The 15,873-nt window shown below is 57.2% G+C and carries 24 protein-coding genes and 1 tRNA gene; 20 read left to right on the top strand and 5 right to left on the bottom strand.

The annotated features are described in order from the left end of the window. Nucleotide 1 precedes the first annotated feature (1 nt). The 18 genes from ACR1XY_RS06920 (at nt 2) to ACR1XY_RS07005 (ending at nt 11,847) form a co-directional block, all read left to right on the top strand. Nucleotides 2-292 carry a hypothetical protein gene (locus ACR1XY_RS06920; protein WP_480591263.1) on the top strand — a complete coding sequence of 97 codons (291 nt, stop codon included), beginning with the start codon at nt 2-4 and terminating at the stop codon, nt 290-292. Nucleotides 293-466: 174 nt separating this feature from the next. Then, on the top strand, nt 467-1,663 hold the full coding sequence (locus tag ACR1XY_RS06925) for a phage portal protein (protein ID WP_480591266.1): 1,197 nt from the start codon (nt 467-469) through the stop codon (nt 1,661-1,663). Then, a complete protein-coding gene (locus ACR1XY_RS06930) occupies nt 1,650-2,039 on the top strand; it encodes a hypothetical protein (RefSeq protein WP_480591267.1) in 390 nt (129 codons plus the stop codon). The genes ACR1XY_RS06925 and ACR1XY_RS06930 overlap by 14 nt, the downstream gene beginning before the upstream one ends. Further along, nucleotides 2,039-2,539 carry an HK97 family phage prohead protease gene (locus ACR1XY_RS06935; protein WP_480591270.1) on the top strand — a complete coding sequence of 167 codons (501 nt, stop codon included), beginning with the start codon at nt 2,039-2,041 and terminating at the stop codon, nt 2,537-2,539. Before ACR1XY_RS06930 ends, ACR1XY_RS06935 begins: the two co-directional genes overlap by 1 nt. A 3-nt stretch (nt 2,540-2,542) precedes the next feature. Beyond that, nucleotides 2,543-3,700: a phage major capsid protein gene (locus ACR1XY_RS06940; RefSeq protein ID WP_480591273.1), complete on the top strand. Its 1,158-nt coding sequence runs from the start codon at nt 2,543-2,545 to the stop codon at nt 3,698-3,700. Nucleotides 3,701-3,711: 11 nt separating this feature from the next. Continuing rightward, nucleotides 3,712-4,098: a hypothetical protein gene (locus ACR1XY_RS06945; RefSeq protein WP_480591276.1), complete on the top strand. Its 387-nt coding sequence runs from the start codon at nt 3,712-3,714 to the stop codon at nt 4,096-4,098. Nucleotides 4,099-4,303: 205 nt separating this feature from the next. After that, nucleotides 4,304-4,453 (top strand): HNH endonuclease signature motif containing protein, encoded by a 150-nt coding sequence (locus tag ACR1XY_RS06950; RefSeq protein ID WP_480591617.1) that lies wholly within the window; start codon nt 4,304-4,306, stop codon nt 4,451-4,453. After that, nucleotides 4,450-4,926, top strand: a complete 477-nt coding sequence (locus tag ACR1XY_RS06955) for a hypothetical protein (RefSeq protein ID WP_480591278.1) — start codon at nt 4,450-4,452, stop codon at nt 4,924-4,926. The genes ACR1XY_RS06950 and ACR1XY_RS06955 overlap by 4 nt, the downstream gene beginning before the upstream one ends. Continuing rightward, nucleotides 4,926-5,240, top strand: a complete 315-nt coding sequence (locus tag ACR1XY_RS06960; protein ID WP_480591281.1) for a head-tail connector protein — start codon at nt 4,926-4,928, stop codon at nt 5,238-5,240. The genes ACR1XY_RS06955 and ACR1XY_RS06960 overlap by 1 nt, the downstream gene beginning before the upstream one ends. Then, complete coding sequence (locus ACR1XY_RS06965) at nt 5,237-5,647, top strand: HK97-gp10 family putative phage morphogenesis protein (RefSeq protein WP_480591283.1); 411 nt, start codon at nt 5,237-5,239, stop codon at nt 5,645-5,647. The genes ACR1XY_RS06960 and ACR1XY_RS06965 overlap by 4 nt, the downstream gene beginning before the upstream one ends. Next, entirely contained in the window at nt 5,644-6,057 is a 414-nt protein-coding gene (locus tag ACR1XY_RS06970) for a DUF3168 domain-containing protein (protein ID WP_480591285.1), read from the top strand. The genes ACR1XY_RS06965 and ACR1XY_RS06970 overlap by 4 nt, the downstream gene beginning before the upstream one ends. Next, on the top strand, nt 6,057-6,371 hold the full coding sequence (locus tag ACR1XY_RS06975; protein WP_480591289.1) for a phage head closure protein: 315 nt from the start codon (nt 6,057-6,059) through the stop codon (nt 6,369-6,371). The genes ACR1XY_RS06970 and ACR1XY_RS06975 overlap by 1 nt, the downstream gene beginning before the upstream one ends. Further along, nucleotides 6,371-6,763, top strand: a complete 393-nt coding sequence (locus ACR1XY_RS06980) for a phage terminase small subunit P27 family (RefSeq protein ID WP_480591291.1) — start codon at nt 6,371-6,373, stop codon at nt 6,761-6,763. The genes ACR1XY_RS06975 and ACR1XY_RS06980 overlap by 1 nt, the downstream gene beginning before the upstream one ends. Beyond that, entirely contained in the window at nt 6,738-8,345 is a 1,608-nt protein-coding gene (locus ACR1XY_RS06985) for a terminase large subunit (protein WP_480591293.1), read from the top strand. Before ACR1XY_RS06980 ends, ACR1XY_RS06985 begins: the two co-directional genes overlap by 26 nt. Nucleotides 8,346-8,355: 10 nt before the next feature. Continuing rightward, the gene (locus ACR1XY_RS06990; protein ID WP_480591296.1) at nt 8,356-10,626 is read left to right on the top strand and encodes a coiled-coil domain-containing protein; all 2,271 of its coding nucleotides are present in this window, start codon (nt 8,356-8,358) and stop codon (nt 10,624-10,626) included. Then, nucleotides 10,623-11,279, top strand: a complete 657-nt coding sequence (locus tag ACR1XY_RS06995; RefSeq protein WP_480591300.1) for a hypothetical protein — start codon at nt 10,623-10,625, stop codon at nt 11,277-11,279. The genes ACR1XY_RS06990 and ACR1XY_RS06995 overlap by 4 nt, the downstream gene beginning before the upstream one ends. Next, nucleotides 11,279-11,605 (top strand): phage tail assembly chaperone, encoded by a 327-nt coding sequence (locus tag ACR1XY_RS07000; protein WP_480591303.1) that lies wholly within the window; start codon nt 11,279-11,281, stop codon nt 11,603-11,605. Before ACR1XY_RS06995 ends, ACR1XY_RS07000 begins: the two co-directional genes overlap by 1 nt. Then, nucleotides 11,605-11,847: a hypothetical protein gene (locus tag ACR1XY_RS07005; protein WP_480591306.1), complete on the top strand. Its 243-nt coding sequence runs from the start codon at nt 11,605-11,607 to the stop codon at nt 11,845-11,847. The genes ACR1XY_RS07000 and ACR1XY_RS07005 overlap by 1 nt, the downstream gene beginning before the upstream one ends. Nucleotides 11,848-12,008: 161 nt before the next feature. Here the strand turns inward: ACR1XY_RS07005 and ACR1XY_RS07010 are convergent, their stop codons facing one another. The 4 genes from ACR1XY_RS07010 to ACR1XY_RS07025 form a co-directional block, all read right to left on the bottom strand. Next, a complete protein-coding gene (locus ACR1XY_RS07010; protein ID WP_480591308.1) occupies nt 12,009-12,491 on the bottom strand; it encodes a hypothetical protein in 483 nt (160 codons plus the stop codon). 31 nt (nt 12,492-12,522) lie between these two features. After that, a complete protein-coding gene (locus tag ACR1XY_RS07015) occupies nt 12,523-12,789 on the bottom strand; it encodes a hypothetical protein (RefSeq protein ID WP_480591311.1) in 267 nt (88 codons plus the stop codon). Next, a complete protein-coding gene (locus ACR1XY_RS07020; RefSeq protein ID WP_480591313.1) occupies nt 12,786-13,256 on the bottom strand; it encodes a hypothetical protein in 471 nt (156 codons plus the stop codon). Before ACR1XY_RS07020 ends, ACR1XY_RS07015 begins: the two co-directional genes overlap by 4 nt. Nucleotides 13,257-13,370: 114 nt before the next feature. Further along, nucleotides 13,371-13,601, bottom strand: a complete 231-nt coding sequence (locus ACR1XY_RS07025; protein WP_480591319.1) for a DNA-binding protein — start codon at nt 13,599-13,601, stop codon at nt 13,371-13,373. A 568-nt stretch (nt 13,602-14,169) separates the two neighbouring features. Here ACR1XY_RS07025 and ACR1XY_RS07030 point away from each other — a divergent pair. Next, nucleotides 14,170-14,622 carry a hypothetical protein gene (locus ACR1XY_RS07030; RefSeq protein ID WP_480591322.1) on the top strand — a complete coding sequence of 151 codons (453 nt, stop codon included), beginning with the start codon at nt 14,170-14,172 and terminating at the stop codon, nt 14,620-14,622. A 64-nt stretch (nt 14,623-14,686) separates the two neighbouring features. Here the strand turns inward: ACR1XY_RS07030 and ACR1XY_RS07035 are convergent. After that, nucleotides 14,687-14,771, bottom strand: a tRNA-Leu gene (locus tag ACR1XY_RS07035). A 692-nt stretch (nt 14,772-15,463) separates the two neighbouring features. Here ACR1XY_RS07035 and ACR1XY_RS07040 point away from each other — a divergent pair. Further along, nucleotides 15,464-15,871: a hypothetical protein gene (locus tag ACR1XY_RS07040; protein ID WP_480591620.1), complete on the top strand. Its 408-nt coding sequence runs from the start codon at nt 15,464-15,466 to the stop codon at nt 15,869-15,871. Nucleotides 15,872-15,873: the final 2 nt, after the last annotated feature.

Here is a 15,873-nt window from a genome sequence, read left to right on the forward strand (position 1 = left end):
CATGGAACAGATCACATCCACACTCAGCGACTTCAGAGTCATTCACGGCGCGAAACCAGACAGCCATGGCAGAAGACTGATTGCCACATTCACACTCCATTTTGCAGGCATTGTGATCACGTCATGTGTGCTGCTGATGCGTGAGGACGGAACAGTACGTGCAAGAGGACCACAAGGTCGCAACCTGGCTAACCGACATATCCGCGTCAACTTCTACAGCAAGGAAGCCCGGATCTCGATTACCAATCAGGCCGCGCAGGCTTACACCGCCATGACTGGGATCGAGGTATGAACGCACGGGGGGTGCCTGAGAACTTTTGGGCGCCCTTGGGAACCGGCGGAGGGAATCGCGCGCGAGATTTTTAGGAATCTGGATTTTTTGGATGAACCGAAATGACCGGGTTTGACCACTTTTGACCAGTTTTAGCAACTATCGCGGCTGAATCGAGCGTCGGATAAAGGTTTCATGAAATGGCCATTCCGACGCAAAGCCCCCACTGAGGCAAAATCACTCGCCAGTCCCGAGGATTGGCTGAATGAGATTTTCGGCGTTTCGCCTGTTGCATCGGGCGTTTCACTCTCAGCGGAATCCGCGCTTTGTGTTCCCGCGGTGAACTCGGCGATCCGGGTTATTTCCGAAGCCGCTGCCAGCTTGGACATCGCGGTTAAATCACCGGATGAGAAAACGACATTCGACAGTGACCCAGCTCTGCAGCTTCTGACCGGCGAGGCCAACGAGTGGACGTCAGGCTACGAGTTCACCAGAGATCTGGTGATTGACGCACTGCGGTACGATCAGGGCGGTCTGGCCTGGGTGAACCGTGTCGACGACGTGCCGAAGGAGATCATCCACTTCAAGCAGGGCGTGATAACGGTCGAATATGATCAGGACACACGCGAGCCGACTTACCGGATCAACAACCGCGTTGAACCAGCCGCCAACATCATCCACTTGCGCAGCCCGTTCGGACGCGCCCCGCTGACGCTGGCACGCGAAGCGATCGGGGTTGCATTCGTCATGGAACGCCACGCGGCCCGCCTGTTTGGTCGCGGTGCCCGGCCTTCAGGTGCACTCACCTTTCCGAAAGACATGGGCGAAGAGGCCGTCAAAAAATCCCGAGCTGCGTGGAGAGCCACCCACGAAGGAGACGACGCCGGTGGCCGAACGGCAGTTCTGTATGACGGCGCGACGTTCACGCCCTTCACGCTCAACTCGACCGACGCCCAATTTCTCGAAAATCGAAAATTCCAAACCCTCGAAATCGCCCGTGCGTTTCGGGTTCCACCATCCATGTTGTTCGAACTGGACCGGGCCACGTGGTCGAACATGGAGCAGCTCAGTCGCGAATTTTTGGTTTTCACCTTGGAACCGTGGCTGAAGGCGCTGGAATCGTCGCTGCGGCGGGGCCTGTTCCTGCCGGATGAGCGCAAGGATCGCGTCATTCGGTTTGATCGCGATGACCTGACCCGCGCGGATCTGAACACCCGCGCCACCGTGATCAGCAGCTTGATCAGCAGCCGCACAATCAGCCCCAACGAGGCGCGCAAGTGGCTTGGAATGCTGCCCTATGACGGCGGCGAGGAATTCGCCAATCCGCACATAACCACTGAAACCGAAACGCCCACTGAGCCGGAGGAAGGGACCGCAGATGCAACTGAATGAGATCATCGCAGACGCGCAGGATCAGGATCGCGGCCGCGAATTGGAACTGGCGGATCCGGTTACCGGCAAACCAACCGGGATCAAACTGCGGGTCGCAGGCCCGGACAGCGCCACCCAGAACCGCGCCAAGCTGGTTCTGGCTGACAGCATGGCCATGGTTGCGGGGCCTGATGGTCGGGTTTCTGCTGAGCAGCGCGAGCGCCTGCGCATCGAATGCCTCGCAGCCTGTGTTCTGGGCTGGGAAATCCAAGAAGACGGCGAACAGGTTCCCTTCTCTCAGGCCAATGTTGTCCGCCTCCTGACCGCATCGAATTGGGTGCAAGCCCAGGTTGATGCCTTCGCCTCGGACCGGGCAGCATTTCGGGGGGCGAACTGATGGAGCGCTCCTATGTCGAAACCAAAATTTTGGCGCAGGACGATGGCGCGATTTCCGGTTTGGCTTGGAAATTCGGCCAAGGGGATCGCATCGGCGACTGGATCGAACCCGGCGCCTTCAAATCCACTTCGATGCCAATCCCAATGCTGTTCGGCCATGATCAGAATGACCCCGTGGGTGCTTGGACTGAGGCCACGGAAACCGACGAGGGGTTGCAGGTCAAAGGTAGCCTGCTGGTCGATGACCTTCCCCGGGCCCGTGAGGTGCGCGCGCTGGTTAAATCCGGTGCTGTCCGCGGCATTTCCATCGGCTTTGTCACCAAGGATGCAATCGCCCGCAAGGGTGGTGGCCGCACCATCAAATCTCTTGAACTGCTGGAAGTTTCACTCGTGACACTGGGGATGCACCCCGGCGCACAAGTCACATCCGCAAAATCAGCAATTCAGGCCTTGCGCCTTGCTGAAACCATCAACCGCGCCACGGCGCAAATCGCGAGGTAAACCATGCGACACTTGAATACAAAAGAGCTTCGCGGGGCTATCCCGCTGATCCTGAAAGGCGATGAGGACGATCCAAACGATATCGTCACCAAAGCCCTGGAAGACCTGACCAAGACGTTCAACGATCGGATGGGCGAGATCGAGGAAAAGGCCGACAACACCAAGATTGTCGAACGTCTGGACAAGCTGGAGGCCAAAGCCAACCGGCCGGACGGCGGCGATAAGAAGGATGAGCCCTCAGTCGAGCGCAAAGCCTTCGCCACTTATCTGCGTCTCGGCAACAACACCCCCGCCGAAGAACTGAAATCGCTGAACGTCTCCACCGATCCGCAGGGTGGCTATCTGGCCCCGGCGGAAATGTCGTCCGAGTTCATCCGGGATCTGGTCGAATTCTCGCCTGTTCGCAGCATCGCCAGTGTTCGCCAGACCGGCGCACCCTCGGTCAAATACCCCAAGCGCACCGGCATCACCAATGCCAAGTGGGGTGGTGAAAACCAGGAATCGGAATCGTCCGAGCCCGCATTCGGTCAGGAAGAACTGACCCTGAAAGAACTGACCACGCATGTCGATATCAGCAATCAGTTGCTGGCAGACTCCGCAGGTCAGGCAGAGTCGGAGGTTCGCTTGGCGCTGGCTGAGGATTTCGGCCAGAAAGAGGGGCTGGCATTCGTGAACGGCGACGGGGTTCTGCAGCCTGAGGGCTTCATGACCAACGGCGATATTGCCGAACACGTCAACGGCCACGCGACGAATGTTGACCCGGATCAGATGATCAAGCTGCTCTACGCTCTGCCCGCGATGTACCGCAACAACGGCACATGGGTGATGAACGGCACCACACTGGGCGTGATCCGCACCTTGAAAGACGGTGACGGTCGGATGCTCTGGCAACCGAGCTTCCAGGCTGGTCAGCCCGAAACCATTCTGGGCCGTCCGGTGGTGGAAATGGTCGACATGCCGGATGTTTCGTCTGGGACCTTCCCCATCATGTACGGCGATTTCAGCGGCTACCGCATCGTTGATCGCTTGGCGATGAGCACTTTGGTCAATCCGTATTCGCGGGCAACCGAGGGGATCACCCGCATTCACGCCACCCGCCGCGTTACTGGTGGCGTCTTGCAAGCGGCCAAGTTCCGCAAGCTGAAAATGTCCACATCGTAAGGGAGGCAGATATGCGAGACCTATACCACAACATTCGCGCGGTGGCGGCACTGTCCCCCGCCGTTCAAGCGGCCACCGTCAACGGGGCCGCGATCGACCTGAAGGACGCCTACCGCGCGGCTTTCATCCTGAATACGGGGGCCGTCGCCGGATCAGGTGATTTCAGCGCCAAGATTCAGGAAAGCGACACCACCACGTCCGGGGACTTCACCGACGTGGCGGCGGACCACTTCGACACCGACGCCCCGGCCACTCTGGCAGCGGATTCCACCTATCGGATCGGCTATCGCGGTCACAAGCGCTATGCGCGGATCGTGCTGACCAAAGCGAGCGGTACCAGCATTGCAGCGGGCGCCTCGGCTGTCCTGAGCGATCTACGCAGCCGCCCGGAGGCATAACAGTGCAATGCCTCGGAAACCCCCACGCATTTGCGGCTGTGGCCATCGTGTCGCCGCCGGTGTCAGGTGCCCGTGCCAACGGCGTGCCGACACCGAACGCAAGGCGCGGCATGACAAGCGCCGGCCGAACTCAAGCGCCCGTGGTTACACGGGTGCCTGGGAAATTGCCCGGGCGGCGTTCCTCAAGCGCCACCCTAGGTGCCGCATGTGTGGGGAGCCTGCAACGGTGGTGGATCACATCCGCCCGCACCGGGGCGACAAGGCGCTGTTCTGGGACAAGTCCAATTGGCAGCCGCTCTGTTCGCGGTGCCACAACAGCACAAAACAACGTCAAGAGAGGGGCGTAACATCATGACTGTATTCGCATCGAATGGCTCTAAGATCGCCATTTGCACCACGCCACAAACATCGGAACCCGCAGACGCGGCAGCCTATGCTGCTCTGACCTATGTGGATTGCGGCGAACTCGAAAACCTCGGATCGCTGGGCGACAGTTCCAACGAGATCACATTCGCATCCCTGTCAGATGGCCGGACCCGGCGTTTCAAAGGCACCCGCGACGGCGGTGTTATGGAGGCCACCTTTGGTGCTGACTACGCGGACGCGGGGCAGATCGCACTTCACGCTGCAGAGCGCGAAATCTTTGACTACGCCTTCAGGATTACGCTCAACGATGCGCCGTCCGGCGGTACACCAAGCGAGCGCTACTTCCTGGCAAAAGTCGGCTCGGCAAACGAAGCTGTAGACGGCTCGGACAACGTGACTCGCCTCAACGTGAGTTTGTGGATCGAAACCGCGATTACACGCGTTGATGCGGCAGGTCCTTAATGGCGATCATTTCAATCCCGGAACTCGAAACCCATCTGGGGCTTGATGACGATAGCGCGCGCGACACATCCGTTATGCAAATGACGATCGACGCGGCGCAGCAGCACATCGAGCACGAGCTGGGCTACAGCATTTCGGACCAATACGACATCACGGATTTGAGTAATGTCCCACCGGCGTTGCGCCTTGCCGTCACTCAGCTGGCAGCCTGGTGGTACGAACAGCGCGAGGCCGCGATCGAGGGAAGTTCCGCAAAGGAAATTCCGTTCGGCGTTCGGGATGTTGTCAACAATTTCAGGGAGCGGACGTATTGAAAGACGGCGGGCTCGGCAAATTTCAGAAACGCATGGACGCCATTCCGAAAGAGGTTCGGGAAGCGGTCAAACCTGCCGTGCTTCAATCCGCCTATGAGATGCAGGACATGATGGAGGCTCTTGTTCCAGAGGATACGGGCGACCTGCAGGGCAGTATCGAAGTCACCGGGCCCGGAGGCACAACCCCGCCATATTCGCAGCCCGGTGGATCACACAAAGTCCCTGAAAACGCCGCGGCTATCACAGTCGGAAACGGCGACGTCCGTTATGGACACCTGGTCGAATACGGAACCAGGGATGCACCCGCTCAGCCGTTCTTCTGGCCCGCTTACCGATTGCTGAAAAAACGCGCGGCTAGCCGGATCAAGCGCGCCATCAGCAAGGCCGTCAGGGAGGCTGGCAAGTGACCCCCGATCTGACAACACAGAAAGCGATACGCACACGCCTCGTGGCCACACAGGCCGTAACTGACCTTGTGCCCGCTACCAATATCCTCGATCGCAACCAGCGCCCTGCGCCCAGCCCCAGCATCGTTCTGGGCGAGTCTCAGGCTGTGGACGAAGGCACGTCCATGCAGCGCAAACACAGCCGCGTTTATCACACGGTCCATGTCTGGAAAAAAGAAGGCTCACTGGAGGGCGTCAAAACGATCTGCGGCGCGATCCGCAACGCCCTGCATTTCAGCCGCCTTGATCTCGATCCGGGCTTTCACGCGGCGGACAACAAGGTCTCCGGCACGCGCTTTGTTCGAGATCCGGACGGCGAAACCAGCCATGGCATCGTCACCGTTGAAATCCTTGTCGCGGAGATAGCTTGATGCGCTCAGGGAAACTAACCAAACTCATACAAATCCAACGGGTCGAACACACGGTCAATGAGACCGGCACGGCAATTGAGACCTGGTCGGATCACAAGCGCCTCAGGGCTGAACTAATCCAGCAGACGGCCGAGGAATTTATCAACTCTCAGGGAGCCAACGAGCGCGAGACCGTCGTGTTCCGCACCCGATACACAGACGAAATTAACAACGCAGATCGCGTGATCTATGGCGGCGAGACCTTCAACATCAAGGGCGTTACCGAGATGGGCCGGCGCAAGGGCCTTGAGATCAGGTGCGAGGTGCTGGACTGATGCGCGGAACGAAACCTCATATGATTGAAGACCCCGAAGCGATCACCGATCTGAATGCGCCTGATTGGCTGTCAGACGACGCAAGAGGCGAGTGGGATCGCGTCATGCCGATCCTGTCCGAGCGCCGAATACTCACCGTCGCGGATCTGGGGCTGTTGGAAAACTACTGCATCGCCATCGGCACGGTGCGGGAAACCGAACGCCATCTGCAGGATCATGGCCATGTGATCGACGTCAACGGCGCTTTCAAACGGAACCCCTCAGTAGGTATCCAGTCCGCGGCAATGCAACAGGCCCGGTTGTTGGCGGCTGAGCTGGGGCTGACACCCGTATCAAGATCACGCCCATCCATTCGGGAGGATCACGATGCTGATTCCCTCCTGGATCACTGACGAGACGGAAATCCCGGACCCGCTGGGCAAGGGGCAAGCGGCCGTGAATTGGTTGCGCCGTCTGAAGCATCCGAAGAACCCGGCGCGGGGGCATCCTTTTCAACTGGATCTGTGGGCGGAAAAAACCATTCGTCGCATCTATGGACCCCGCAACGAAGACGGCACCCGTATAGTCCGGCGCGTGATCCTTCTGCTGCCACGCGGAAATCGCAAGACCAGCTTATGTGCTGGCATTAACTTGCTGCACCTCATGGGCCCTGAACGCCAACCCGGTGGCTTGATCGTCTCGGCCGCCGCCGCTCATGACCAGGCGCGCGAACTGTACGAAGAAACCGCCCTGATCGTTGAAAACGACAAACGGCTGCGAACACATCTGAAAACGCGCGACTATCGCAGCGAGATCAGATTCCCAAAGCAGCGCATCCGGTACAAAGCCCTGTCCGCTGACGGGCGGGTTCAACACGGTAAAACGCCCAGCGTGGTCATCGCTGACGAATTGCATATCTGGGAGGGCCGCAAGGGCCTCATGCTTTGGGAGGCTCTGGATTCGGCACTGGTCAAGGTTCCCGGCACGCTGATGGTTGTGGCCTCCACGTCCGGCCGAGGTCAGGAAAATATCGCATGGAAGACCGTCGAGTACGCCCTGAAGGTGCAGCGCGGCGAGATCGATGACCCGGCCACCTTGCCGGTGGTATTCATGGCCGAGCCACAGGACGACTGGACCGACGAAAAACTCTGGTACGCGGTCAATCCCGGTCTGCAACACGGTTATCCGGATATTGCTGGATTCAGGGACAAGGCGCGCAAGGCGCAGCACTCGCTGTTCGAACGTGACGGATTCCGGCAATACAACCTCAACCAATGGCTGGACGCCTCCACATCCGGTTTTGTCGAAATGCACGTTTATGACGAAGGTGCGCACCCGGTAGACTTGGACGAGCTGGATATGGTGCAAGCCCCATGTTGGGTGGGTGTAGACCTCTCTAAAAACGAAGACCTGACTTGCGTCGTGGCCTGTTGGGAAGACGGGGACGACGGCTATCAGGTGTATCCATGGTTCTTCTGTCCGGAAGAAAACCTGCGCGATCGAGGCGAACGCCACGGTGTCGACTATATTGGCTGGGCCGAAGCCGGGCACATCATCCCGACCCCTGGCAACACGGTCGATCTGAGGGCCGTTGAAAGCCACATCCGCGAGCTTTGCGCCCGGTTCAATGTCCGTGAAATCGCATTCGATCCGACCTACGCCCGGACCATCATGGCCGATCTGAACGACGATGGGCTGCCCGCAGTTGAGTTCAGGCAGGGCTGGGTTTCGATGGCGCCTGCGGTCAAGGAACTGGAACGCGCGATCCTGGCCCGAAGGTTCAGGCACGGCGGTCACCCGATACTGCGGTGGAACTTCGAAAACATCCAGATCGACGTCGACAAGGCCGGAAACCGGATGTTCCACAAGGGCAAGTCCGGCAACAAAATTGACGGTGCCGTTGCAACGGCAATGGCTGTGGCGCGGTGCGCAGCGGGCGAGGTCAAATTCATGACCGACGCCGACTGGTTCACCGATGACATGTATTTAGCGTGAGGGAGAGCAGATGCCCGAAACAGGCGAAAGACTGGTAGTTCAACTCGAAGCCCGCGTGGCGGATTTCGAACGGAAAATGAAAAAGGCCGAACGAACCGGGACACGGTCTTACAAGCGGCTGTCCATGGGGTCACGGTCTGCGACCCGCCAGATGGAAGCGGATATGCTGCGATCCACCAGCAACATCAACCGCGCGCTCGCGGCCTCCACGGTCAAGATCGGGGCCTTTGGCAAGGCGATGGCTGGCGGGCTGGCTGTTGGGGTTGTGACAACGGGCTTGGGTGCTCTGACGTCCAATCTTGGTGATACCGTCAAGGGTATCGCCGCTGTTGGAGACGAAGCCAAGCGATCTGGCCTTGCGCTGGAAACGTTTCAGGAATGGTCATTCGTCGCCGAGCAAAACCGGATCGCGGTGGATAGCCTGGTCGATGGTTTCAAAGAGCTCAACCTGCGGGCTGACGAGTTTATCGAGACCGGCGCGGGGCCAGCTGCCGAGGCTTTCCAGCGACTAGGATTCTCTGGCCAGCAATTGGAACGCGCGCTGGAAAACCCCTCGGAACTGATGCTCGAGATCATCGGCAGGCTTGAAGACTTCGACCGCGCGGCCCGGATCAGGATCACAGATGAAATCTTCGGCGGCACCGCAGGCGAACGGTTTGTTGAGCTGGTCGATCGAGGGGAACGGAACCTGCGCAAGACCATCGCCACGGCCCATGACGTTGGCGCCGTTCTGGACGAAGAAATGATCCAGAGGGCCGATGAGTTGGACCGCAAGTTTTCCCAACTTCAGACCAGAATTAGCACGTTTGGCAAAACGATTGCTGTAGCCATGGCAGAAGGTGTCGCGGGCATTTTGAGCGCCAAGAAAGACCTTGAAGGCATATTCGGCGATCTGGAACGCGCAGAGGCGGCCTTGGGCAAAGAAATGGCTGAGGGGCTGGAAGCCAACAAGGAAGAGTTGCGGAACCATATCACCGAATTGCGCGAACTCCACCACACCTACGATGACTTGTTCGGCCTGATAAATCGCATGACGGGCCCGGATGGTGTACGGGTGTTCGAGATCGATGACGAGGACGCACGTGCCGCATTGGCCGGGATTCTGGCCGAACTGAAAGAGTTGGTAGACAAGCTCGAAAACGGTCAGGTCGAAGCCAGCGAATTCGAGACAGAATTGATTGGTATTGTTGGCGAAGCTCAGGACGTAGCCAAAGAGTTGGCAAACATTGACGATGCAGAGTTCTCCAATGCCATCTCTGCCATCGTATTGCTTGGCGAAGCTCTTGAACGTGCCGTTGGCCAAGCCCGCCTTTTGAAAACCAGCCTTCCCGGCGATGGCGTATATACGTCCAGTGGACGCGGTGACGGGGCTGCAGAGGTCACAAAACGCCAATTTGAGGGCAACTTGCCGCCCGGTAATGCACCACTGACTTCTATCAGACCTCGGACAGCCCCGCCTATGCTCAACGAACCCGATCTGCCCGGCACAAGTGGCGGTGGCGGTGGATCGCGCCGGGAAAGCGACCTGGCCCGAGAGATTGCCCGGATCAAAGAAAAGACAGCGGCACTCAATGCAGAGGCCTCGGCATTGGTGACCGCAGCATCAAGCGGGCGGCAATACGGCGACATGCTTGAATACGCCCGCGCCAAAGCGGAGTTACTGGCGGCCGCACAGCGCGAGGGCAAGGAGATCACCCCGGAACTGCGGGCCCAGATCGACGCGCTGGCACAAGCCTATGCGCAAGCCGGAGACGCAGCAGACACCGCAGCGGAGCAGATGGAACGGATCGAGGATAACGCAGAGCGCGGTGCGGACGCGATGACAGACGTATTCTTCTCGATCATCGAAGGCTCCATGTCAGCCAAAGAAGCCGTTGGTCAACTGCTTATCGAAATCGCAAAAATCCAATTGCAAAAAGGTCTCCTTGGCCTGCTTGGCGGTGGTATCGGCGGCGGTGGCGGCTTCCTCGGGCTTCTGGGTGGGCTGCTCAGCTTCGACGGTGGCGGCCACACAGGCAACGCGCCACGCTCAGGCGGTCTGGACGGCAAAGGTGGTTTCCTCGCCATGATGCACCCGCAGGAGACCGTAACCGACCATACGAAGCCGCAGGGCTCTGCAGGCAGTCTCGCCTTCAGCAATAACTTCAACATGAATTTCCACGGCGGGGACGCCATGGATGCGGACGAGGTCAAGCGCGTGGTGCGCAGCATGTTGCCCGAGATTGAGAAAAGATCGGTGGCCGCGGTAGCCACCGCACGTAAGCGGGGGTTCGCGGTATGAGTGCTCTAGTATGGAACGGTGACCAGATCACGTGGAACGGCGATCCGCTTATCTTCACCTCAGGCCCAAGCCTTCCCGTCTTTCCGCCGAGTATCGTGGAAACCGTTGACCGCAGGCTGATGTCCGCGAGCGTGGCCGTCACATCTCCCTTTACCGGCACTCAGTCTGTGCAGGATTGGGGCGGTCGGTGGTGGGAATACCAGATCCGGGTGATGGCCCGTCAGGGGCTGCAGGGTCGCGCTCTATCAGCCTTTACAGCAAAGCTAGGCGGTCAGATCGAACCATTTTTGTTCGATGATCCGTCTATCCGCCAAACCGGGAACTACGGCACGCCAACGGTCAACGGCGCCGGGCAGACAGGAAACACACTCATCACAGACGGTTGGGGCTCGGTCGGCTTATTGGCCGGTGATTTCTTCTCGCTGGGGACGGACTCGGACACGCGGCTGTATCAACTGAAAGAGGATGTGGTTCCGGTCGGTGGTTCAGCCACGCTCGAATTCGTGCCGGCGTTGCGATCCTCACCGGCAGACAACGCGGTGCTGGAGGTGAATGCGCCCAAAGTCCTGCTGCGCGCCACGTCGCCCATCGTGACAGGCATTCAGCCAGGTGACGTCTATTCGTTCAATTTCTCAGCGCGCGAGGCAATCTGATGGCAGAACGTCTTTCAACCCTCTTTGTCCGGGCGCTGGAAAGTCATCTGGAGACCAAGCAGCCCATCCAACTGCCTGACGGGGCCGCGATCCTCTGGGAAACGTTTCTGTCCCTCAGCAAGACGCGGACGCACGCGGACGGCTTTCCGCAGGCGATCACCTATCAGGAGATCGACGCCTACGCGCAACTGATGCGCGTGCCTCTGGAACCCCACCACATTCGCGCAATCACGGCTTTGGACGCCGCGTGGATCAGCTGGACGCTCAAACCCAAAAAGCCGCTGCCCAACATGACCGCAGCCGCTTTCGACGCGCATTTCGGCTAATGAAAATCGAGGTCAAAAATCTTCTGCCCTATGATCCGCCGCTGGACACGCCACAGTGGACCATATGGGCTGAACTCGACTTTGAACGTGGTGATGAACTGCGCACTGGATTGCTGGTCGAAACGCCGCTTGGCTGCGGTGTTGTGTTCTGTTGGCATCCGGTCGCACCGCATTGGATCAAAGCACAGCCCATGCTAACGGAAATGGCCGTGCGGGACCTCTATGAGGTCAGGATGAACTAGGATTTCGAATAGGCTGGTTGCGCCTGGTACGACATGGCCGAAGCAACCCGGTATCGACGGCGAGTCACGTCAGAACCCCGTCCGGGCGCGGAACCCTTTTGCTCAGTCCTTGGGATCGCGGCGCAGCACCGGCACGAGTTAGGGACTCGGGGCCGGTGCGTTCAGAGGGACATGCTATTAATAGCCCCGGTTATTGTGAATATGCCAAAAAAGAACGAAAACAGCGAGCAAATTGCGAGTAACAAAGCAATAGCGAAATACCACTGTCTTAGACGTCGAAAGGTACCTGTTTCAGGAGTGTCCTGTGTATAAGGATGCTGCCATGTGTGTAGCTTTGAGCTGCAAATATCCGCATCCGACATATTGGTCAGGTACGCAAAAGATGCTGAGGTCGCTGAACAACCGACCCCAACGGCAAACCACCAAATCGGCGTTACAAGAATAGATGTGTTAAATCCTTCAACATTCGCTTCTAGGCCAGCGACAAAGGCCAGAAGTGCAACTACCGCCCCACCGTTGACCAGCACCAACGTTCTTAGGGCTAAGTTCGCCGACTCCTTGGCGGATTGCAGAGCATCATCTCGAGCCTTGTTTTGGCGATCATGCTCGCGTAACGCGAATTCTCTGTTTAGCTCTTCAGTCAACACTTTTATCCTGAAACTTGCATTTCCAAAGCTACCTGACCCTGTATCCGCTCTCGTCAAAAACAAGGCCCGCAATCTCCGCGTGGGTTTGCACGGCTGAGGCCCGTCGAAAGAACCTAGACTTTTCCTCTTCGCTCCAAGTGTCAAACTTTGAGACCCAGTGTCCGAACGCTACAAAATCGCTTCTTACGTGCTGATCCAGCGTTTTTAATCGCGGGAGAATGTCCTCTATGGCAATGAACGCCTCAAGCTTCTCCTGAGGCGTGCCTTTGTATAGCTTGTCAAAGATCATCTTCATTTTTTTATGGTCTCGAGAACAATTTCGACGATTTTCTCTTTCACTCTGGCTTCGACGTTTTCATCGATCAAAACTGAACCGGCACTGGAGGACACCCCACCGGCCGTACTACCGCGATAGAACGTCTTTTTGTGGACTTGCGCCGTATTGTCTGAACCGAAAAGAAATCGAACGTTGGCGTTTTCTTCTAGCGTTCCATGTATTTTTCCAGATGGGTTGAAGTACATCACAATCGCCTCTCGTTGGTTGTCTTCAACCTTAATATGGCACCCAACTTTTCTTGACCTGAGACCCTCTGCGGTTTCTTCAATCGCTGGCAGCATCACAGTCTGGATAAAGTCGAGGTTCTTTTGTCTTTGAGCCCTCAGTTGGGCTGCCTTTTCGCGGGCAGCCTGCTCGGCTAGTTCGGCTGCTTTTTTCTTCTCCGAGAGTGCTTCGTCAAGTTTTCCGAATAGATCGTCAGACACGTTTGGATGCTCCAATGTTACGCCTCATTTTCCATCGCACGTTTGCGCATTGAATCAGGCTCGAATGGTCGGAGCATCTCGCTTTGACACCAGAAGCACAACCCGCGATTGTAGTTACCAAGGCTCAGGGCCGAAAAGGTCATCGCAAGACACCGCGTCGGAATCGACACCATCCTCATATGGCAGGCCGTCGGCGTAAGCATCTAAGTCAACTTTGTCATATAGGCGTTTAGCCCGCAGTTCCCGGCGCGGTATTCCCAATTTGATCAGCGTACCTTCAGAAACGCCGAGATAGTGCGCAGCGGCTTTCACTGCCATTAATCTCGGTGGGAACTGAAAACCCATACTGTTTACCTCGCGTCTGTGCTCAAGAGATCATTGCCAATACGCATTAACCCAACTCCCCCGAAGGGGCTATTGGCATGTTTCGAATTTGGGTGTAGCTTGTCCGTGGGCGTGGAAACCCGGACTATGAAATCGACCACATATCCTGTTTCAGGTTGCCTGACCGTTGGCGCGGTTTGGCTTGTGGTCCTTACGGATGTGCTTGGCGGCACTCCGTTCACCGGCAGAATATGCCGGGGTGCGGATGCTATACAAGACCCCTCTACGGGGAAAAACATCCGGCCTGTCTCATAGCAGGTTTCCAACGCCCCGGTGTCGGCCCGCCGCCGACATGGCCGTGGAAAGCCGCAACTATGAGAAATCAAATGACAAATTCCCAAACACAAATGACCCGTTGGCAAATGCACTCTGAGGCACTTGCCGTTGAAACGATATTGATCACGATTCAGGCGCTCTTTGGGGCATCCGAGCCCCAAGAGGATCTAATCCTGATCACCGAAATCGCGACCAAACGCGCAAAGCTCCTTTGCAGTGAATTGGAAAGCCCCTGCAAGTGCGAGGGCCAGTCATGACCGATCCCAGACCGATCAGCGATTACGAAAACCGCCATCACGCCGGGTTGCCGAAGGCGCACGAACCTTTTTACAGCAAGCACATTCAAGAGATTGAGGAATTGCGCAAACGGGATGCCGCCTATTACGCATCTCTGCCCAAAGACCGGGAAACAGCGATGAAAGCAGTGTTCAAGGCGCTGCGCGGCTGCACTGATTTGGACGAGCGGTTAGATCAAGTGTTGGCGAACCTGACCGCTATCGAGGCAATCGCAAAGGATATCTTGATGGACAACTACGAGGACGCGAACGCGATTTACATGATTGCGTCTCGGTCGTGGATACAGGTCAAGGAAACCATCGATCTGATCGCGCGCGCAGACGACATTCTCAAGCATATGGAGGAGGAATCAAGCGAATCTGGAACAACTCAGACCGCTCAGGTATCGGCTCCGCCGGATGGGTCTTAAAGTGGGGCTGAGAGCTAACTAAATCCGCTATCGTTTTGTTTTTAAACAATTATTTCGATAGAAATGGTGCGGGTGGAGGGACTTGAACCCCCACGCCTTGCGGCGCCAGAACCTAAATCTGGTGCGTCTACCAATTTCGCCACACCCGCAGTACCGGCCTTGAGTGCCGGATTGGCGTGCTCATTAACAAAGCCAGTGGACGAGTGCGAGAGGGAAAATCACTTACACGCAAGATTTTTGGTCGCCAACCGGTTTAATTCGGGCCTGACACTTGGGCCGTGCTCCAGGATCGTACCCATTTTTCGGATCGGCGCCTGTCCGCACCATAACGTTAATTAGAGGGTAGCGTTTCAATTTGCGTTTTCGGACAAAACCACCGCCTATTTAACGTGCACATCTCCAAAAAAACTCGGTGACATGTTAAACGCGCTTACGTTGAGTAAACCGAATTATCTATGGGTTCACACAAATCTACCTTGTGATCAGCGCTTCGACCGAGCGTTTTCTTTGAGCCGGAGCTTTCCTGATAACAGAAGGTAAGTTATTGACAACACAGTAGATTACAACCGGTATTTCGTTCAAAATTGCGCACCTCGATTGACCGCGATTAAGGAATGCGCAGTACCTGGAATCTGTTGATACGTCCTCAGGTTGAAACCGCTCGCGAGCCCGCGACCATAATTGCGCCACATTTCAAACGCCAAAATATCTTATTCGCGTCAAAATAACACCGCCTTGCCAGTAATTGATGGACGGCGGGAATTAATGAGTCTTTCCCGCCTTCGGGCGCCGTAAGAGTTTTTTGCTCAACTCGAACACAGGGGTCTTAGCCGTGACCAATATGATGAACTCTGCCACTGCTGAGCAAGACGCCGTTGGTCTTGCACGTGAAAGTTTCCTTGGTGAACTGAAGTCCTTGAATCAGAACCATCCGAATACGGGCTTTGGCGTTTCCTTGCGCACGCATTCGGGGGGCCACTATCTGCTCGCCAATTCTCGGATGCCGCTGCCTAAAACCAAATCCCAGGGTTTTCCGACCGGACGCCGTCTGGCCCTGCTTGAAAACAGCGAACAGTTCAGCTCGATCGAAGTACTTGCCGATTCCCGTGCCTACGAAGAGATTTCGCCGGGTGACGAGGCCGCGATTTTGGGCAATGCGCTGAATCTGATCGCCCGGATCGACATCCTGACCAGCTCTTCTGACGGTCAGATGCAACCTCACATCGCCGCTACTGGAACCGGAGGCTGACC

This window comes from Ruegeria sp. AD11(2025), from assembly GCF_056542405.1.